Genomic DNA, 18325 nt, shown 5'->3' on the forward strand with positions numbered 1-18325 from the left:
TTGAGACTGCCGACTTATTTCGTCTCCCATGGCGGCGGCCCCTGGCCGTGGGTTCCCGAATGGCGCCGCCGCTTCGTCAATCTCGAAGCCGCTTTCGCCCGCATGCCCTCCGAAATCGGCGAGCGCCCGAAGGCGATCATCGTCGTCTCGGGCCATTGGGAAAGTCCGGAATTCGCAGTGATGTCGACGCCCCAGCCGCCGATGGTCTATGATTATTCCGGCTTTCCTCCCGAGACCTATGACATCGTCTATCCCGCGCCCGGCGCGCCGGCGTTGGCCGCGCGCGCCGCAAACCTCATCCGCGCCGCAGGCCTGCCCGCGCGGCTCGACGAAGCGCGCGGCTTCGATCACGGCGCCTTCGTGCCGCTCTATGCAATGTATCCGGCGGCGGACGTCCCGGCGATCCAGGTGTCGCTCAAGACGGGCTACGATCCCGCCGAGCATCTTGCGCTCGGCCGCGCTTTGGCGCCGCTGCGCGAGGACGGTGTCCTCATCATCGGCTCGGGCCTCAGCTACCACAATCTGCGCCTCTTTGGCCCGCAGGCGCGGGAGCCGTCAGAGGCTTTCGATCAATGGCTCGCCGAGGCGCTCGCGGCGGCGCCCGATGTGCGCAGACAAGCCATCATAGACTGGGCCAAGGCCCCTTACGCCCGCATCTGCCATCCGCGCGAGGACCATCTCGCGCCGCTTTTCGTCGCGCTCGGCGCGGCCGAGGCCGAGCCGGCTGTCCGCGTCTATCACGACGTGGGGTTGTTCGGCGGCGTTACGGCGTCGAGCTACCGCTTCGGTTGAGCGCTCAGCTTGCGCCATCCCGCCTTTGATGGCAGGAAGCCGCCATGACGCGCTTTTTCGCGATCCTCCTGAGCGCAGACATAGCGGCCGCCGCCCCTGCCCTCGCCACGGACGCCCTCGGACGGGCTCCCGCCATGCGCGGCCCCAAGGCCGAGAGCGGCCGGAAGGCGAATATTCCGCTCCACGGCCGGCCGATCGAACCCATGACGAAGAAAGAGGAAAAGCCCCACGCAGGCTGGAGCGGCTTCTACGGCGGCCTGAACGCCGGCGCCGCGAGAGATCCTTGATCGAGCGCGCGAGGGCTGCAGTGTGAAAATCCTCCTGCTCGGCGGCTCCAATGCGGGCATCAAGGATGGCTGGGCCGTCCAATTCGCCGAGCGCGCCCACGATCACGAGGTCGAGAACCGCTTTCTCGGCGCGGTCGGCTCGCTCTATGGCTTGATGGCGTTGCTCAAGCGCGCGCGCGACGGCGCCGAACCGCCCGACCTCATCGTCTTCGAATATTGCCTCAACGACATTCTTCTTCTCGACGCCGACGTCCTCGAGCCCGCGTTGATCGAGGACGCGCTCGAGGCCGTCATGGACTTCTGCGCCGACGCGGGGATCGGCTTGTTCCTTTTGTGCCTGGAGCCGCGCCCTGCCGACCGCCAGCGTCGCGCGAAGACGCGCGTGCAAAAGATTTATCGCAAGGCGGCGCAGCGAAGGTCCGTCGCCGCGCTATGGCTGTCCCAGGTCTTCGAGCGGCGCCTGGGGCCGGCGCAATTCCAGGACGAAAACCATCTGACGACTGGCGCCGCAAAACGCATCGCGGATGCGTTGCTCGCTGCGCTACGCTTAGGCGTCCCGGCGCCATCGCACCGACATTCCGCGCCGGCGCGCTTTTCCTATGTCGATGCGGCTGAAGCGCGTTTCGAAGGGCCCTGCGGCCTGCGGGCGCTGTCGTCGCGCGTTTTCGACGGCGATTTCCTGGAAATTTCGCGCGGCGGCGCCAGCGTCTGGCCCGGCGAGGGACGCCTTGCCGGGCTGATGCTGCGCTCGAGCGACGACAGCGGCGTTTTCAAAATCCAAGGAACGAACGCCGCCTTCCGCAAAAGCCCGCGCTCGCAGATGCAGGAACTCGTGCGTCATCTGATGCTGCTGCATTATCCGACCCGGCGCATCCTCTCGCGCGGCGAAATCGAGATCGCCATGCCGGAAGACGAGCGCGATCTCATGCGCCTGCCCGAAGACCGCGGGCTCCTCATCGCGCCATCCATCGCGCCTTTTGAAAGGCAGACGCTCGATATTCACGGCGTCATCTTCTGGCGAAAGCGGACGTTCGTCGAACGCCTGCAGGATTTCTTTCGCAGCGTCGGGTAACCAGACAACACGCGAGGCCGAGCCTGTCATTCCCGACGGGCCGAAGGCCCGATCGGGAATCCAGAGCAACCATAGCGCACGTTTGCTCTGGATTCCCTCGCTCATACGAGAGCGTCGTGAATGACCCTATTTCTGCTTGAACGGCTCGCATGGGGGAGCCGTCATTGCGAGCGAAGCGAAGCAATCCAGGACCATCGCGTGGCTCTGGATTGCTTCGTCGCTTTGCTCCTCGCAATGACGGCGAGGCGGCCCCGACGCCATCTGTTCAAACGGAAATGGCGTTACTTCTTGCAGACAGCCGTCGGCTGGAGAGTCAATTCCGTCATCTCTCCCTTGAGAACGAAATCGCCGTAATCGAGCGTCAGCGCGCGCGAGACGCCATTCTCGTAGAGATCGAAAGACAGAACATAGATCGGCTGGCCGTCGCGCTTGCCCGGCTCGAAATAAGAAACCGAAACGCGCCAGCGCGGCATGCCCTTGAGCGCGTTTGCCTGCACGGCCTTCTCGGCCGCCGGCGTCTCCAAGCGCTTGCCGATCACCGTGAGCGTGTCGAAAGCCTTGTCGCCTTCGCCTGTCCCATCATAAACGCGCGCTTCGAGGAGCTGCTCTCCTTTGCGCGCGGCGTCGACGATGCGGCGAAGATGCTCGCTCGGGAATAAGGCGGGTCCGGCGATGTCGAGCTGCGCGCGCTTGGGGCGTGAGAGATCGACCGCGACGCGCGGGCCCTTTTCCTTACGCGCCTTGCCGTCGACCTGCTCGGCCGAGGTGCTGTCGACCTTGGTCTCTATCTTAAAGCGATATTCATTCGAATCGAGCGACTCGAACGTCGCCGAGCGCATGTCCGATAGCTTTGTGGCGCCCTCCTCGGGCACAAGCTCGGTGATCTGGCGAAAATTCTGCACATAGCCGTCGCAGGAGGCGGCAAAGTCGAAAACGATGCGCCCGCGCGCCTGCGACGGCGCCTTCGAGCCTGTCGCCTTTCCCAGGGTCAGCTCATAGACCGCGCGGTGGCTCGCGAGCGGCGGCGCCTCTTCGGCCAGAGCCGCCGGCAGATTCGATGCAAGTGAGACGACGATGAAGAGCGCGCGCTTGGAAATCATGAGAGGATGTCACCCGGCAAATCATGCGCCGCCGTTGCGTCGCGGGAGGGCTGAAATTAGGGTCAGCCAGACGCCGGAGCAAATGTTTTCTGGACAGAGAAGGAAACCCGACCATGTCGAATTCGGCCAGCGATACGCCCGCCGCGCGCCTTGCCGCGCTCGGGCTCGTTCTGCCCGCCGCGGCCGCGCCCGTGGCGAATTACGTTCCTTTTATGCGAACGGGCAATCTCCTTTTCGTCTCCGGCCAATTGCCCATGGGCGCCGGCGGAATCGATCCCGCCCATAAGGGCAAGCTCGGCGTGAGCGTGTCGCTCGAAGACGGACAAGCGGCGGCGCGGCAGGCGGCGTTGAATGTTCTGGCGCAAGCCAACGCCGCCGTCGGCGATCTTGCTCGGCTCAAGGCCGTCCGCATCGGCGGCTATGTCAATTGCGCGCCCGATTTCGGGCCCGTGCCGCAAGTCGTCAACGGCGCCTCCGATCTCTTCGCCGCCGTTTTGGGCGAGAATGGCAAGCATGCGCGCTTCGCCGTGGGCGTCGCGCAACTGCCGCTCGACGCCGCCGTCGAGGTCGAGGGCATTTTCGAGATTCTCGGGTGACGGGAAAAGACCTTAGCTGGCTTATCGCCACGCCGATCGCGCATCGCGGCCTGCATGGCGGCGGGCTTGTCGAGAATTCAATCGGCGCGGCGCGCGCGGCGATCGCCGCGGGCTGCGCCATCGAATGCGACGTGCAGGCGACGATGGACGGTCTCGTCGTCTTCCACGACGAGACGCTGGAGCGTCTCACGGCGCATGCCGGCAGGGTCGCTGATTACGATACGCGAAGCCTCGAAGCGATGGCGCTGCGCGGCGCTTCGGAAACCATACCGTCTTTCGACGCCTTTCTCACGGCGATCGGCGGCCGCGCGCCGCTCGTTGTGGAATTGAAGAGTGACTTCGACGGCGATCTGACTGTCGCAAAGCGCGTCGCCGAAAGGCTGGCGCATTACGATGGGCCTGTTGTTGTCGAAAGCTTCGATCCGGAGCTGATCGCATTCTTGCGCGCGCAGGGAGAAGCGCTCGGCGTCGCCCATATTTCTCTCGGCGTCGTTGGCGAAGCCGGCTACGCCGAAGCCGACTGGCCGATGTTGACGCCCCAACGGCGCGCGGAAATGACTCATTTTTTGCACTATCCGCGCACGCGGCCGGATTTTCTTTCCTGGAACGCCGCCGATCTTCCGCACGCCATTCCCTTCCTCGCACGCGAAGCGCTCGGCATTCCCGTCACGGTGTGGACGATCCGTTCGGCCGCGCAAGCCACTGTCGCGCGGCAATGGGCGGACCAAATCGTCTTCGAGAATTTCAGGCCGGATGAAGGCTGATACCATCTCCGTTTGACAGCTCGCATTGGGACTTGTCATTCCCGGCGGGCTGAAAGCCCGACCGGGAATCCAGAGCCACAAAAGCGCTGGTTCAGCTCTGGATTCCCGATCGCTCGCTTCGCGAGCGTCGGGAATGACACCGCACCAATCAAGCAGATCTCGTATGAGACATAGGCGCGCGCTTCAGACTGCTGATAAAGCGTCGTCTAACGCCCCTCGTGCTTCGAGACGCCTGCTGCGCAGGCTCCTCAGCATGAAGGGCTTCTGCAAAATACGCCATACCCGCTAGGCCTCATCCTGAGGAGCGAGCGAAGCTCGCGTCTCGAAGGACGAGGTCGCCTCGGGGTTTATCAACCAGGGCGGCGGCAAGAATCTGGCTTGCCGCCGCAGTTTCGTCAGGCCGCCGCCACGAGGCCGTTCACAGGCGCCAGCCCGCGCATATTCTTCAGCTCGACGCGAATATTGTCGTCGCCCGCCGCTTTGAAGAAATCGTCGAGCGTCTCCATAATGTCGTGGTCGATGAAGGTCGCGCGCGTGCCGTCGATCACGACGTAGCTGTCCGGCTCAATGCTGTCGAGAATGTCGCGCAACGGCGCCTTGTTGAGGAAGGACACGTCCTTCTGCAAGCGCAGCAGATAATTGCTTCCGTCGCGGGTGAGCGCGAAGGCGGAATGGTAATTGCCCCGCAGCACGAAGAAGATGCCGACCGCCATGCCGATCGCCATGCCTTCCAGCAGATCGGTCAGGAGGATCGCCGCGATCGTGATGGCGAAGGGCGCGAATTGGTCGAACCCCTTCTCATATTGCTCGATCGTCAACTTCGGCTTGGCGAGCTTGTAGCCGGTGAGCAGCAGCACCGCAGCGAGACAAGCGAGCGGGATCATGTTGAGAATCGAGGAAAGAAACATCACGGCCAGCAGCAGCAACAGTCCGTGCACGACGGCCGAGACCTTGGTATGGGCGCCGGCGTTGATATTCGCGGAGCTGCGGACGATCACCGCCGTGATCGGCAGGCCGCCGACCATTCCGGATATGAAATTGCCGAGGCCCTGCGCCTTCAACTCCTGGTCCGGCGGCGCCGTACGCTTCAAAGGATCGAGCTTATCGGCCGCCTCCAGGCTCAGCAACGTCTCCAGGCTGCCGACGAGCGCGATCGTCGCGGCCGTGACATAGACTTGCGCGTTGGCGAGCAGATGGAGATCGGGGAAGTGAAACTCGCGAAAGAACTCCAAAGGACCGGAGATCGCGGGCAGCCCGACCAGATGTTGCGGCGCAATCGCCAACGAAGGAAGCGCCGACCGCGCGACAAGGTTGAAGAACACGCCGAAAATGACGGCGACCAGCGGGCCGGGCACAAGCGAGAGGATTTTGCGCTCCTTGATCGTCGGCGTCTCCCAAAGGATGAGAATGCCAAGCGAAACGCAGGCGACGAGGGTCGCGCCCGGCGAGATCGACTGCAAGGCCGACGTCAGGAACGAGAAGCTTGTATGGCTGTCCCCCTCGAGGAAGGACAGATCGCTCTCGGCGTCCGCATCGTAACCGACGGCATGCGGCAATTGCTTCATAATCAAAATGACGCCGATTGCGGCGAGCATGCCCTTGATCACCGACGACGGGAAATAGGCGCCGATCACGCCGGCGCGCACATAGCCCATGGCGACCTGGGTGAGGCCGGAAAGCGCGACAGCGAGCAACATGCCGTCGAAACCGAGCTTCTCGACCGCCGCCGCGACGATGACCGCAAGGCCGGCCGCCGGCCCCGAGACGCTGAGCTGTGATCCGCTGGCGATCGAGACGACGAGCCCGCCGACGATGCCGGCGATGACCCCCGAAAACGGCGGCGCCCCGGAAGCGACGGCAATGCCGAGACAAAGCGGCAACGCCACGAGAAAGACGACAAGCCCCGCCGGAATGTCGTGGTCGAGATAACGTAGGTAGTAGTCCAGATGTTTGCGAAGCACGGCTGAAGTCTCCTGTTCAGTCGCTTGGGTTCAATAGCAGGGCGAATCGCGCAAGAAACTCCCTCATTTTGAAGAGCCGTCACAGACGACGTCTTCATGACGAGAAAGCCGATCGCGCTATTTTCCCCTTCCCTCGTCCTCGAGGGCCTCTTCGAAGCCGCCTCGGGAGGAAGGAGAGGAAACGCCAAATCGCTGGAAAAACTGGGAATTAGTGCGGTGCGTCCTCCCATCTGTAGAGTGGGTCGATCTCGCTCTCCGGCCCCAAGGTAATGAGCTGATTCAACAGCCCGTCCTCGACGCCGAAGACCCAGCCATGCACCATCGGGCGCCGCTCCGCCTTCCAGGCTTTCTGCAAAATCGACGTATGGGAGAGATTATTGACCTGCTCGATCACATTGAGCTCGACGAGGCGGTCCGCCTTATCGTCCAAAGAGTTCAGAGCATCGAGCTCTTCTCTGTGAAGGCGATAGACGTCCCTGATGTGCAGCAGCCATTTATGCACGAGCATCAACTCGGGCGTCTGATGTGAAAGCGCCGCTTTCACGCCGCCGCAGTTATAATGCCCGCAGACGATGATATGCTTGACCTTCAAAACCTCGACCGCATATTGCACCACGCCGAGGCAGTTGAAGTCGGTCACGATCACCTGATTGGCGATATTGCGATGCGCGAAGATGCGCCCCGGCTCGGCGTTGACGATGATATCGGCGGGCACACGGCTGTCGGCGCAGCCGATCCAAAGGAATTCGGGGTCTTGGCCACGCGCGAGGCGCTCGAAATAGTCGGGCTCCCGACGACGAACTTCCTGCGCCCAAGCCTTGTTTTCCAGAAGGAGCTTATCGTGTGCTTTCATCATCCGCCCGTCGTTGATTATTGTGACTCTTATAGACCGCCAGCGCACGCAGTTGGACGCAACCTAGCCCTAGAAGAGACACGCGCAAGCGCCAGGGGGCGAAAGGTCATGGTTCCACTACTCTTCTTTTACCGCGCCAGACTTATTTTATCAGATTAAAACTTATTCATTTGACGGGGCCATAAAGCTCCCGCCAAACCTGCGGCAGCGACGAGGTTATGTCGTCCGCGATCAGCCCCGGCCCGAAGATCTCGGCGGCGCGCGCATGCATCCAGGCGGCGGCGGAGGCGGCGAAAAACCCGTCCATCCGCTGGGCGAGGAGGCCGGCGACGATTCCCGTCAGCACATCGCCCGAGCCGGCGGTGGCGAGCCAGGGGCTCGCATAGGGCAGAATGGAAACGCGGCCGTCAGGCGCGGCGACCACCGTGTCAGGTCCCTTGAACAGCACGACCGCCCCGCTCACCCGCGCGGCGTCGCGCGCCCTGTCGAGCTTCGAGCGCAGCGCGCAATCTGCGTTGCACTCCGCGAAAAGTCGCGCGAATTCGCCCGCGTGCGGCGTCATCACCACCGGGCCCGGCGCGGCGCGCGTCGCGCGCCACAGGCGGAAGGGGTCGCTCTCGAAGCTCGTCAGCGCATCGGCGTCCAGCACGGCGGCGCGGCGATAGGCCTGCGGCGTCAACGCGACCTCCACCTGCCGGCAGCTTTCTTCGCTGACGCCGAGGCCGGGACCAATCGCGACGGCGTTCTTGCGCTCGTCGGCTAGCACCGTGGCGAGGCCGTCAGCGCCGTCGGACGGCCGCACCATGACGGAGGTGAGCGCGCTGGCGTTGACCGGCAAAGCGTCGCTCGGACTCGCCAGCGTGACCAGCCCCGCCCCCGCGCGAAGAGCGGCCGCAGCGGAAAGCCGCGCGGCGCCTGTGAAGGAGGCGCCGCCCGATACGACCAGCGCATGGCCGCGCGTATATTTATGTCCGTCCACCTTCGGCCGCGGCAGCGCCGACTGCCACAGATCCGAGGCGTTGACGAAGGTCCGCACCGCCATCGATTCGAGGGTCGAGGCGCGGATGCCGATATGGGCGCAGGTGAGCTTGCCGCAACGCAGCCGGCCCGGCAGCAGCAGATGCCCGGTCTTCACGCGAAAGAAAGTGATCGTCTCGTCCGCCTCGACCGCCGCGCCGCGGATCGCTCCGGTGGTGCCGTCGACGCCGCTCGGAATATCGACGGCCACAACATTCTGCTTGGTTTCGCGGCGCCATTGGTTGAGGCGGTTCACCAGCGCCTGGGCGTCGGGATCGAGATCGCGCGCGAGGCCCGTGCCGAAGAGCGCGTCGATAACGAGATCGACCCCGTGGAAGTCGCATTCTTCCGCCGGCAAAAGCGTGCCGGTCCAGCCGGCCGCCGCACGCGCCGCGTCGCCGCGTAGCTGATCGGGCGGCACGAGCGAAGCGACGCGCACCTTGTAGCGCTGCGCCTTCAGGAGCCGCGCCGCCACATAGCCGTCGCCGCCATTATTGCCGGGACCGCAGAGCACGAGCACCCGGCGCCCGCTGGTGCGCTGGAGAATGCGGCTCGTCACCCGCGCGATCGCCACTGCGGCGCTCTCCATAAGCTCCATGCTCGGCACGCCGCTCTCGATCGTCATCCGATCGGCGCGGGCCATTTGTTCGGTCGTGAGGAGCTCGAGCGGAAAGGGACTCGTCGGCATGGGCGGGATGGTGGCCGATGGCGGCGGCGGGCGCAATGGCCGGCGCCAGGCAAATGAGGCGAAAGCCTCTTTATTTGGCGCCACATTCCGTCGCGCAGCGGTTTAGGCTATGCATTGTCGCGATGTTGACAGCCATTCTCCTCGCCTATGACGCACACGCCCAACCGCTGCGCCGGGACGCCGTCACGCGCAGCCTCGCCTCGCTGGTCGAGGCCTGCGTCGAGGGGCTCGTCGCCGACGCGGTTCTCGCCGGCGCGCCCGGCCGCGGGCTCGATAAGGTGGCCGATGAAGCGGGCTGCGAGCTGGTCGAGGCCGAGCAAATGTCGGAAGGGCTCGCGCAGGCGCTCGCCGCCGCGCGCCGGGAAAAAATTTTGCTACTGAATGCGGGCTATGCCGTCGAGCGTGGCTTCGTCGACGAGGTGAACGACGCCTTCGCCTATGGCGGCGGCGATCGCTGCTATGTGCTGCGGGCCGCGCCTGCGTCGCTCGTCACAAGGCTTGTCCCGAGGCTCGCCGCGCCGGCCGGAATCATCGCGCGCAAAAGCGCCCTGCGGGCGCAGGCGAGCGCCGATCTTTCGCGCCTCGCCAGGCGGCTGCGCTGCTCGGAGCTGTCGAGCAGCGCGCGCCGCACCTTCTGATCACCGACCGAAGGTGTCGCAGGCGTCGATCCTGCCGCTTTTCAGGCCCCGCTGCAGCCACTCGGTGCGCTGGGCAGAGGAGCCATGCGTGAAGCTGTCGGGCACGACATAGCCGCGCGAGGCCTTCTGCAGGCGGTCGTCGCCGATCGCCTGGGCCGAAGCCACGGCTTTCTGGATGTCACCCTCCTCCAGAAAATGGCTGCGCGCGTCGCCGTTCTTCGCCCAGACCCCCGCGAGGCAATCCGCCATCAGCTCGACGCGGACGGAGAGCGCATTGGCCTCGGCGCGGCTGCCGGCGCGGGCCTGGGCGCGCTGCACCTTGGGCAGAATGCCGAGGAGGTTCTCGATGTGATGCCCCATCTCGTGCGAGATGACATAGGCGTAAGCGAAATCCCCGCCGCCGCCGTAGCGCTGCTTCATGTCGCGGAAGAACGAGGTGTCGAGATAGATGCGCTGGTCGAGCGGACAGTAGAACGGCCCCATCGCCGATTGCGCCTGCCCGCAGCGCGAGGTCGTCTCGCCGTCGAAGAGCACGAGGCGCGGCGCCTTGAACGAGATGCCCTTCTGCTCGGGGAGCACCGCCGCCCACACATCTTCGTTCGAGCCGAGAATTTTGGAGACGAAAAGCCCCATCTGATCCGTCGGCTTCGACGTCTGATGCGGGCGCTCCTCCTGCTGCGCGATCTGGCCGCGCTCGCCATGCATCTTGCTGAGCATCTCCGCGCCGCCGATGAGCACCGCCGGATTGATGCCGAGCGCCCAGCCGATGAGGCCGAGAACAACCATCGTGCCGAGCCCAATGCCGCCGCCGCCGACGCTCGGGCCCCCGCCGTAGCCGCCCTCTTCGCCGCGGCGGTCCTCGATGTTCTCAGACGTCTGTAAATCTTCCCACTTCATAGGCTGGCTCCGCTCCCGCCGCAGCTTGCGGTCTCGGGGCTATTTAATGGACCTTCGCGGCTATGGGTAGCGTCTGTATTCGCGCGGCGTGGGTGGCTGGGACAAGCCCGGCCATGACGTGTGCCGCAGCTTGTGTCGATCCACCCCTCAAAACGCCTGTTTCAGCCCGACGAAAAAGCCCCGGCGCGGCCCGTATTGCGGCGCAAAGACGCCGATCCCGGAGCCGTCGCGCAATTGATAGGCGTGGTCGAGAAGATTGACGATGTCGAAGCGCAAGGTCAGGGGCCGGTCGAAAACCGTTCCGATCTCGCGCGCGAGACCGAGATTAACTTGCGTATAGGGCGAGGCGTGCGTGGTGTTGGCGAAGCCGCTGCGCAGGCCGCTGCCGTAAATCATGCTCACGGACCCGCGCGTCCCCCAGAAAACGTAGGAAGCGCCAGCGGAGCCGCTCAGCGTCTGCGCATGATCCGTGTAGATGTAGTGGCCCGAGATGTAGTCGATCTCGTCCGAACCAAACAGGAACTGGTTCGACGTTACCTGAGTTGCGCGCTGGCGCGCCCAGGCGAGATTGGCGTAGGCGCGAAAATCGCCGTCGTGGAAAAGCGCCTTGAACTCGACGCCCGTATTATAGGCGCGGGCGTAATTGAAAGCCGTCTGGACATAGGCTTGTCCGAACTGGCCGTCATCCAAAAGGTTTCGCGCCCGCTTGTAATAGAAGTCGACGCCCGCTTCGAGCTGCGGCGTCAGCCTTTGCGTCACGCCGACGTCGATATAATGCGCTCGCTCGGGCCGCACGGGACTCGAGAGCGGAATCTCCGCCTGCTGGGTCGTATTGGCGTAGACCGCGAGATTGGTCGGCGCCGCGAGAGCCTGCGCGGGCGGCGTGAAATAGCGCGCATAGCCAACATGGAATTCTGTGCCTTCGACCGGCTTGAAGACGAGCGACGCGCGCGGGCTCAACTGATTGGCGGTCACGAACTGCCACATCTGGTCGAAACGCAGACCTGCGTTCAGCGTGAGATTATCGGTGAGCTTCCACTCGTCCTGCGCATAGACGCCCGCGAGCCACCCAAGTTTGATGTTAGGGTCATAGGCGCCGATCGGCGTGTTGCCCGGGTTGCCGTCGGCGTCGAGCGGGAAGACGAGCGAGGCGTTGATCACCTTGGTTTGCTCGCCGCTGACGGTAAAACCGCCGCGCAGCGTATGGTCGCCCAAGCGGTAGGCGGCGTCGCCCTGCAGGCCATTGACGACGCCTGCGCGATAGACATCGGACGCGACGCCGTTGAAAATAAGATCGCCGATCGCGTCCGGCACGTAATGGACAGTCGAGTAACGCGAGAAATAGGAGATCTGAGCGTCCAGCTCGGCTGTGGATTTCGACAACGCCAGCACGTTGTAGAATGTGCGTTCGAGCTGATTTTCGTTGAGTTTGCCCGAGTCGAACCAGCTGACGCCATAGGGCGCGAACTGCGGCTGTTGGCCGGGATTGTTGGGGATTTGATAGCCGACGACGGATGTTCCGGTGATGAAGCTCAGCTTGGTCGAATCGTCGATCGCATAGGAGGCGAAGCCGAAAAACCGTCCCTGTCGCGTCCGATCATGCAGCGCCTCATGGCCGGGCGTTGTATTTTGGAGGCCGAGATTGTTCATGGTCAGGCGGCCGGAAGCGAAGGCTTCCCAACGGCCGCGCTGGGCGCCGTAATCAAAAGCGCTCTGTCCGGTGGCGTGGCTGCCGCCATAGATGCTGACGTTGCCGCCGGGCGTCAGTGGGGGCGGACGCGACACGATGTCGACGACGCCGGCCGTGCGCAGCCCATATTGCGCCGGAAGCGCGCCGGTGATGAGCGAGACGGAGCCGATGAAGCCCGTGTCCATCACTTGCGAGAAGCCGCCGGACACGCCGTCGGGCAAGAGAATGCCGTTGACGCGATACTGAACGTTCCCGTGCTCATTGCGCACGTGGAAACTGCCGCCCGCCGCGGAATCCTGCGTCACGCCCGGGTTTTGCAGAAGGATTTGATCAAGCGTCGCCTGATTGCCCTGCGGCAGCGCCTCGATCGCGCTGCGGTCGAGCCTGTAAACATTGGCGCCGGTTTTTGGCAGCAGCCGATCGAGCCGCGCCGTCTGTTTGTCAGTGGTTGATTGGGACGGCGCAGGCGCGCCCAGCGGTGAAACCGGCGCCGAACGAGGCGTCGCGGTGGCGGCGCGCCTGGGAGCCGCCGTCCGCTGGCGATGCGCCGCGCCTACCTCGATCGTCGGCAGCGCCCGCTGCGCAAAGGCGGGCCCGTTCGGATCCGCGACACCGACGATGGCGGCGAGGGCAAGCAAACGCCGAAGGCGAAAAGGCGACATGGGAGGATTGTCCGGTAATTAAGAGCAGCGCGACTCATGTAACAATATAACATTACGCTTTGGGGCGCTACTCGGAAGTAGCGCGCCTGCGCTTTGTCGATGTACATATAATCTATCGGATGTCTATACTATATGGAGGCGCGGGCCCGGCAAAGGTAGTCGTATGCGCGCATCTTCATGTCGCTTACCGCTTCATGGCCCCGCTTGTCCGAGGAAAAGCCCGGACATGATTGCCCCGGAATTGGGGGGGCGAACTCAAGCGCGCAGCCAGATCGCAATTACCCTATCGCCCGGCCTCTCGCTCGCCCTCGGCGCCCGCCCTTACGGCGCGCCCCACTCCTGCGGCCATTCGCGCTTCAGCCGGCCGCCGAGCCGCACAGGCGTTATCATTGTTGCGAGACCGTCGGGGCCGATCTCCGCCGCCACGCCGCAGAAGGTCGCCTCCCCGCTCGCCGGTTCGTAGCGCGCGCCCGGCGTCTTGCGGATGAAGCGGCGCATCGGCTCTTCCTTGTCCATGCCGATCACCGAGTCGTAGTCGCCGGTCATGCCGGCGTCGGTGAGATAGGCCGTGCCGCCCGGCAGGATTTGCGCGTCGGCGGTCGGCACATGGGTATGCGTGCCCACCACCAGAGAGGCGCGGCCGTCGACGAAATGGCCGAGCGCCATCTTCTCGCTCGAGGTCTCCGCGTGCATGTCCACGATAATGGCGTCGCAGGCGACGCCCAAGGGGCAGGCCCCGAGCTCGCGCTCCATGGCCGCGAAGGGGTCGTCGATGGCGTCCATGAAGACGCGGCCCATGGGATTGATCACCAGCACCTGCTGGCCGCGCGCCGCGGTGAAGAGATTGGAGCCCCGCCCCGGCGTGCCCGGCGGATAGTTGATCGGCCGTAGCAGGCGCGGCTGGCGCTCGATGAAGACGAGCGTCTCGCGCTGGTCGAAGGCGTGATTGCCGAGCGTCACGCAATCGACGCCCGCCATCAGCATCTCCTCGCAGATCGACTCGGTGATGCCGAAGCCCCCGGCGGCGTTCTCGCCGTTGCAGACCACGAAATCGAGCGCCCATTTTTCGCGCAGCCGCGGGACATAGCGGACCACCGCGGCGCGGCCGGCGCGGCCGAGCACGTCGCCGACGAAGAGGATGCGCATGGGTTGCGCGTTTTTGGGGCCAGTGGACATGATCCTCAATAGCCCGCAAAGGGCCACAGAGCAAAACTTGTTCTAAGCCGCTGGGAAGATTTCCCGATTGCGAAAACGCCCGCCCTTTCATAGGTGAGGACGTCTGATGTGCCGGGGCGATCCAGGCTGTCAGGGAAAACTCAGCCCCGTCATTGGAGGAGCGTAGCGACGAAGCAATCCAGCGCCCACCTCCCCGCAGAGGGCAGATCGAGGCGCCGAAACTGCAAGATTGCTCTTCGCCCAATCGCCCTGTTGTGTTGTAACATAATCGTGAAACGAGCCCCGCCCAAAATGCCCGACGTCGCCGCCAGCCCAATTTCTCCGACGCTCACCGACGCGCCGGCGCGGCCCTATGTCGTCTTCGAGGACGGGCGCGACGGCCGCACCCTGCTCTTCAGCGAGCCGGAGGAAATCATCGTCGCCCGCGAGCCGCGCGAGGCAAAGGACGCCTTCGCCCGCATGGAGGCGGCGACGAAGCGCGGGCTCTATCTCGCCGGCTACGCCAGCTATGAGCTGGGCTATGCGCTGGAGCCCAAATTCTGGACGCAGACGACGCCGCGCTCGCGCACGCCGCTGCTGCTCTTTGGCGCCTTCCGCGCGCCGCAGCCCTGGACCCTGCCGCCGGCCGACGCCCCGGCGCCCTACATCCCGCTGACGCCCGCCTGGACGGAAAGCGAATACGCCGCGCGTTTCCAGGCCTGCCGCGACTATATTTTCGCGGGCGACGTCTATCAGATCAATCTCACCTTCCCGCTCTACGGCCGCTACGAGGGCGACCCGCTGGCGCTCTATCGCGGGCTGCGCAAGCGCCAGCCCGTCGCCTATGGCGGCGTCGTGGCGCTGGGCGAGGAGACGGTCGTCTCTCTCTCGCCCGAAGTCTTCTTCGAGGCGCAGGGGCGCGCCATTCGCGCCCGTCCGATGAAGGGCACGGCGCAGCGCGGCGTGATGCCGACCGAGGACATGGCGCGCGCGCAATATCTGGTCGAGGACGAGAAGTCCCGCGCCGAAAACCTCATGATCGTCGACCTTCTGCGCAATGATCTCTCGCGTCTTGCGGAGGTCGGCTCGGTGAAGGTCACGGACCTCTTCACCGTGCAAACCTATCCGACCCTGCATCAGATGACCTCGGGCATAGAGGCGCGGCTGCGGGACGACGTGACGCTGGCCGATCTCTTCACGGGGCTTTTCCCCTGCGGCTCGGTGACGGGCGCGCCGAAGATCCGCGCGATGGAGATCATCCGCGATCTCGAATGCGCGCCACGCGGCGTTTATTGCGGCTCGCTCGGCCTCATCGCGCCCGATGGCGACATCCGCTTCAATGTCGCGATCCGCACGCTGACGATCTTTCCCGACCACGAACTGGTCTGCAATGTCGGCTCGGCGGTCGTCGCCGATTCCCGCGCCCGCGAAGAGTATGAGGAATGTCTGATCAAGGCCCGATTCCTGACCGGGACGCAGTCGAGCGAACGCGGGGCGTGAGCCGATCCCTCCCCTTTACGGGGAGGGTGGCCCCGCGAAGCGGGGTCGGGTGGGGCCCAGGCCCCCATTACCGCCGTTGCTGCGAGAACCCCACCCGGCGGCCTTCGGCCGCCGACCTCCCCGTAAAGGGGAGGTATTTGGGCTCATGACGCCAGACCGCCATTCGCCCGATTCAGACCAGGACTCCGACTTCGGCCTGATCGAAACGCTGCTGTGGACGCCGGAAAACGGATTCGCGCTGCTGCCGGAGCATCTGGCGCGGCTTGCGGCGTCGAGCGCGGCGCTGGGGTTTCGGCATGATCGGGAGAAGGTTCTGGCGGCGCTTAACAAAGCTGTCTCGACATTTATCCCCAACGATGCAACCGCGTCCCCTCTCCCGCAAAGCGGGGGAGGGACAGGGAGGGGGCCTTTCAATACTGAGATAGTCGGAGCTGATATTCCCCCTCCCCAACCCTCCCCCGCTTTGCGGGAGAGGGAGCAGATGGTCGCTCTCCCCCAGAGATTGCGGGTGCGTCTCGTTCTATCGCGCGACGGCTCGATCGAGACCTCCGCCACGCCCATCGATCCCATCCCGCCCGAAACCATCTGGCGCGTCGCTCTCGCCGAGCGTCGTTTCTCCTCCGCCGACCCCCTGCTGCGCCACAAGACGACGCGCCGCGCCCTCTATGAGGAGGCGCTCGCCGAGGCCGTGAAGCGCCACGGCGCGGACGAGGTTCTCTTCCTCAATGAGCGCGACGAGCTGTGCGAGAGCGCGCGCTGCAGCCTCTTCGTGCCATCTGGAGACATCCTGCTCACGCCGCCGCTTTCGAGCGGATTGCTGGCGGGGACGCTGCGCGCGAGCCTCATCGCTGAGGGCCGCGCCCGCGAAGCGGTTTTGCGGCTCGATGATCTGGGGCGTGAGTTCTACCTCGGAAACTCCGTGCGCGGCCTCGTGCGCGCCAATCGATTAGCTTTTCCTTAACCACGCGCCGACGAGGCCTTCGCAAGCGTAGCGTTTCCCTGACCGTATCGCCGAAAAATTAACCGCGACGCGCCGAAGCTCGCGACATTATTTGAGTGTGAGGCTTTCGACATGGACGCTTTGAGACAACTGATCCTCGCGCATCCCTTCGCCTGCGCAAGCGTCGCGTCGGCTTTTGTGATTTGGTTTGCGATCTATGCGCGCACCGGCGGCTTCCGGCGACGCAAAGCCTCTGCCGCTGCAATCACGTCTGACCCGGCTTGAGCCGATAGAAGATATGACGCCCGATCATATCCATCCGAGTTAGCGCGCGCGCCCAGCGAGGCTTGACGTAAGTTGCGTGATAATGCGTCGAGCGGCCGACGTCGGTGATATAGGTGCGCCCGTCCATCACCTCATTGGCGATGCGCACGGCCGTCGCCCATGATTCCGGCTCGGTGATGCGCAGCGACTTGCCTTCGCAGGCGAAGGAGAACTGGCACGCCTTATAGTGGTGCCGGTTCTGATAGACGACGCCGCAGATCGACGCCGGATAGAGCCCGCTCTGCGTGCGGTTGAGCACCACTTGCGCCACCGCCGCCTGACCGGCCTCCGGCTCGCTGCGCGATTCGAAATAAACCGCCTCGGCAAGGCAGCGCCGCTCGCGATCCATGCTGTCGCGATCGATGAGAGAGGCGTAATCGGGCCGCGCCGCCTTGTCGGGCGCGCCGAGCGCGAGAGTGGCGCGCGGGAAGGACGACACTTCGATCGGCACCGCATCGGGCTGGGCTGGCGTCGAGGAGCTGAGCGCGACCGCGCGCGAAACCGACGGCGTCGCGCCATGCAGCGCGCGATCCGCCATCGCCTGATTGGCGGTCTCGCGCGGCGGCTCTGCGACGGGGGGCGTCGCTTTCGAGGCGGTTTGCGAGGGCGAGGCCGCCGCGGTGGCTTTCTGGGTCTGCGTGGTGTTCAGCGATTCGGCGCGTTCCGCCTCCGCTTCATAGATCGCGTCGTCGCCCGGAAGCGCGCCGCGCGGGGCGAGCGCGAGGCTTGTGCGCGCCGCATGCTTCCCCTCGATGCGGAACGTCAGCCGCGCCGGCTCGGCAAGACCGAGCGCGGCCGGGTTGATCACGCGCGTCTCGAAAGTCGGCCGCATGGCGATGACGGGATCGCCTTTATGGGTGCGGTCGACCTCCGGGAAATCCTTGGCGTCGGGCTTCAGATCGACATGCGGCTCGCGCTCGTCGGGGATGGAGCGCATCTCGTCCGGGGCGCCCACCATGAGCCGCGCGCTCTGCGCCAGCGCGCGGCTCTGGCCTGAGAGGCCGAGCTCGCCCGTGGCGATCTCGCCGAAAGACGCAAGCTGCAAAGTCGCCGGGGCGGCGGCGGCGCGGGCGCGGGCGGTGAGCGGCGCCACATTCCAGTCGCCGACAGTGTCTTGCCCGGCGCTTGCGGTGAAGGAGACGAGCGCGCCGACGCCGAGCGCCCAAGGCGCCATCACGCTGACGGCCCAGGGGGCCAGCACGCCAACAAACCGACGCGATTTCGACCGACGACGCATAAGCCTACCCGCATCTGACGCGGCCGCGGGCCGTCGCGGGCCGCGCGTCGCAATGCGAAAATTTTTGTGAATTTGATTATCGGAGCATTAGGCTTGCGGAAGCGTTTCGGCCAGCGCCGCGCCCGCGTGCCAGAATGAGGCGCCCAGAGGGA

At 64.9% G+C, this 18325-nt stretch carries 16 protein-coding genes; 8 read left to right on the top strand and 8 right to left on the bottom strand.

What is annotated here, in order from left to right; translation table 11 throughout:
• The 3 genes from JJT62_RS14480 to JJT62_RS14490 are packed head-to-tail and all read left to right on the top strand — an operon-like array spanning nt 1 to nt 2151.
• Complete coding sequence (locus JJT62_RS14480) at nt 1-792, top strand: class III extradiol ring-cleavage dioxygenase (protein WP_202073481.1); 792 nt, start codon at nt 1-3, stop codon at nt 790-792.
• 44 nt (nt 793-836) lie between these two features.
• Nucleotides 837-1079 (top strand): hypothetical protein, encoded by a 243-nt coding sequence (locus tag JJT62_RS14485; RefSeq protein ID WP_202073482.1) that lies wholly within the window; start codon nt 837-839, stop codon nt 1077-1079.
• A gap of 22 nt (nt 1080-1101) precedes the next feature.
• Nucleotides 1102-2151 carry an SGNH/GDSL hydrolase family protein gene (locus tag JJT62_RS14490; protein ID WP_202073483.1) on the top strand — a complete coding sequence of 350 codons (1050 nt, stop codon included), beginning with the start codon at nt 1102-1104 and terminating at the stop codon, nt 2149-2151.
• Nucleotides 2152-2432: 281 nt separating this feature from the next.
• Here the strand turns inward: JJT62_RS14490 and JJT62_RS14495 are convergent, their stop codons facing one another.
• Nucleotides 2433-3251, bottom strand: a complete 819-nt coding sequence (locus JJT62_RS14495) for a cell envelope integrity EipB family protein (protein ID WP_202073484.1) — start codon at nt 3249-3251, stop codon at nt 2433-2435.
• A 113-nt stretch (nt 3252-3364) separates the two neighbouring features.
• Here JJT62_RS14495 and JJT62_RS14500 point away from each other — a divergent pair, with 113 nt between their 5' ends.
• Nucleotides 3365-3847, top strand: coding sequence for a RidA family protein (locus JJT62_RS14500; RefSeq protein WP_202073485.1), 483 nt, complete (start codon nt 3365-3367; stop codon nt 3845-3847).
• The gene (locus JJT62_RS14505) at nt 3844-4611 is read left to right on the top strand and encodes a glycerophosphodiester phosphodiesterase family protein (RefSeq protein ID WP_202073486.1); all 768 of its coding nucleotides are present in this window, start codon (nt 3844-3846) and stop codon (nt 4609-4611) included. The genes JJT62_RS14500 and JJT62_RS14505 overlap by 4 nt, the downstream gene beginning before the upstream one ends.
• Before the next feature lie 395 nt (nt 4612-5006).
• Here JJT62_RS14505 and JJT62_RS14510 read toward each other — a convergent pair whose 3' ends face one another.
• The 3 genes from JJT62_RS14510 to JJT62_RS14520 all read right to left on the bottom strand — a co-directional run bounded on the left by JJT62_RS14510 (nt 5007) and on the right by JJT62_RS14520 (nt 9130).
• Nucleotides 5007-6572 carry a SulP family inorganic anion transporter gene (locus tag JJT62_RS14510; RefSeq protein ID WP_202073487.1) on the bottom strand — a complete coding sequence of 522 codons (1566 nt, stop codon included), beginning with the start codon at nt 6570-6572 and terminating at the stop codon, nt 5007-5009.
• Nucleotides 6573-6780: 208 nt separating this feature from the next.
• Nucleotides 6781-7428: a carbonate dehydratase gene (can, locus tag JJT62_RS14515; protein ID WP_246744911.1), complete on the bottom strand. Its 648-nt coding sequence runs from the start codon at nt 7426-7428 to the stop codon at nt 6781-6783.
• Between the two features lie 163 nt (nt 7429-7591).
• The gene (locus JJT62_RS14520; protein ID WP_202073488.1) at nt 7592-9130 is read right to left on the bottom strand and encodes an NAD(P)H-hydrate dehydratase; all 1539 of its coding nucleotides are present in this window, start codon (nt 9128-9130) and stop codon (nt 7592-7594) included.
• Between the two features lie 122 nt (nt 9131-9252).
• Here JJT62_RS14520 and JJT62_RS14525 point away from each other — a divergent pair, with 122 nt between their 5' ends.
• Nucleotides 9253-9768: a transposase gene (locus JJT62_RS14525; protein WP_202073489.1), complete on the top strand. Its 516-nt coding sequence runs from the start codon at nt 9253-9255 to the stop codon at nt 9766-9768.
• Here JJT62_RS14525 and JJT62_RS14530 read toward each other — a convergent pair whose 3' ends face one another.
• The 3 genes from JJT62_RS14530 to JJT62_RS14540 all read right to left on the bottom strand — a co-directional run bounded on the left by JJT62_RS14530 (nt 9769) and on the right by JJT62_RS14540 (nt 14163).
• Entirely contained in the window at nt 9769-10665 is an 897-nt protein-coding gene (locus JJT62_RS14530; RefSeq protein WP_202073490.1) for a neutral zinc metallopeptidase, read from the bottom strand. It abuts the gene before it with no gap.
• Nucleotides 10666-10812: 147 nt separating this feature from the next.
• Nucleotides 10813-13017, bottom strand: coding sequence for a TonB-dependent receptor (locus JJT62_RS14535; RefSeq protein ID WP_202073491.1), 2205 nt, complete (start codon nt 13015-13017; stop codon nt 10813-10815).
• A gap of 321 nt (nt 13018-13338) precedes the next feature.
• Nucleotides 13339-14163: a TIGR00282 family metallophosphoesterase gene (locus JJT62_RS14540; protein WP_202073558.1), complete on the bottom strand. Its 825-nt coding sequence runs from the start codon at nt 14161-14163 to the stop codon at nt 13339-13341.
• A gap of 321 nt (nt 14164-14484) precedes the next feature.
• Between JJT62_RS14540 and JJT62_RS14545 the strand changes: the two genes are divergently transcribed.
• Together JJT62_RS14545 and JJT62_RS19635 are read left to right on the top strand one after the other, a co-directional pair.
• Entirely contained in the window at nt 14485-15672 is a 1188-nt protein-coding gene (locus JJT62_RS14545) for an aminodeoxychorismate synthase component I (RefSeq protein ID WP_202073492.1), read from the top strand.
• Between the two features lie 481 nt (nt 15673-16153).
• The gene (locus JJT62_RS19635) at nt 16154-16633 is read left to right on the top strand and encodes an aminotransferase class IV (RefSeq protein WP_370568564.1); all 480 of its coding nucleotides are present in this window, start codon (nt 16154-16156) and stop codon (nt 16631-16633) included.
• A gap of 244 nt (nt 16634-16877) precedes the next feature.
• On the opposite strand, the gene JJT62_RS14555 is transcribed toward JJT62_RS19635, so the two are convergent.
• Nucleotides 16878-18173 (bottom strand): cell wall hydrolase, encoded by a 1296-nt coding sequence (locus JJT62_RS14555; protein WP_202073494.1) that lies wholly within the window; start codon nt 18171-18173, stop codon nt 16878-16880.
• Between the last annotated feature and the right edge of the window lie 152 nt (nt 18174-18325).

This window comes from Methylocystis sp. Sn-Cys, assembly GCF_016745395.1.
GTDB classification, from domain to species: domain Bacteria; phylum Pseudomonadota; class Alphaproteobacteria; order Rhizobiales; family Beijerinckiaceae; genus Methylocystis; species Methylocystis iwaonis.

Excerpts from the sequence above, each read along its gene's own strand:
- JJT62_RS14485 (WP_202073482.1), top strand. The coding sequence starts at position 837 with ATGACGCGCTTTTTCGCGATCCTCCTGAGCGCAGACATAGCGGCCGCC.
- JJT62_RS14495 (WP_202073484.1), bottom strand. The coding sequence starts at position 3,251 with ATGATTTCCAAGCGCGCGCTCTTCATCGTCGTCTCACTTGCATCGAAT.
- JJT62_RS14500 (WP_202073485.1), top strand. The coding sequence starts at position 3,365 with ATGTCGAATTCGGCCAGCGATACGCCCGCCGCGCGCCTTGCCGCGCTC.
- can (WP_246744911.1), bottom strand. The coding sequence starts at position 7,428 with ATGATGAAAGCACACGATAAGCTCCTTCTGGAAAACAAGGCTTGGGCG.
- JJT62_RS14520 (WP_202073488.1), bottom strand. The coding sequence starts at position 9,130 with ATGCCGACGAGTCCCTTTCCGCTCGAGCTCCTCACGACCGAACAAATG.
- JJT62_RS14525 (WP_202073489.1), top strand. The coding sequence starts at position 9,253 with ATGTTGACAGCCATTCTCCTCGCCTATGACGCACACGCCCAACCGCTG.
- JJT62_RS14530 (WP_202073490.1), bottom strand. The coding sequence starts at position 10,665 with ATGAAGTGGGAAGATTTACAGACGTCTGAGAACATCGAGGACCGCCGC.
- JJT62_RS14535 (WP_202073491.1), bottom strand. The coding sequence starts at position 13,017 with ATGTCGCCTTTTCGCCTTCGGCGTTTGCTTGCCCTCGCCGCCATCGTC.
- JJT62_RS14540 (WP_202073558.1), bottom strand. The coding sequence starts at position 14,163 with ATGCGCATCCTCTTCGTCGGCGACGTGCTCGGCCGCGCCGGCCGCGCC.
- JJT62_RS14545 (WP_202073492.1), top strand. The coding sequence starts at position 14,485 with ATGCCCGACGTCGCCGCCAGCCCAATTTCTCCGACGCTCACCGACGCG.
- JJT62_RS19635 (WP_370568564.1), top strand. The coding sequence starts at position 16,154 with ATGGTCGCTCTCCCCCAGAGATTGCGGGTGCGTCTCGTTCTATCGCGC.
- JJT62_RS14555 (WP_202073494.1), bottom strand. The coding sequence starts at position 18,173 with ATGCGTCGTCGGTCGAAATCGCGTCGGTTTGTTGGCGTGCTGGCCCCC.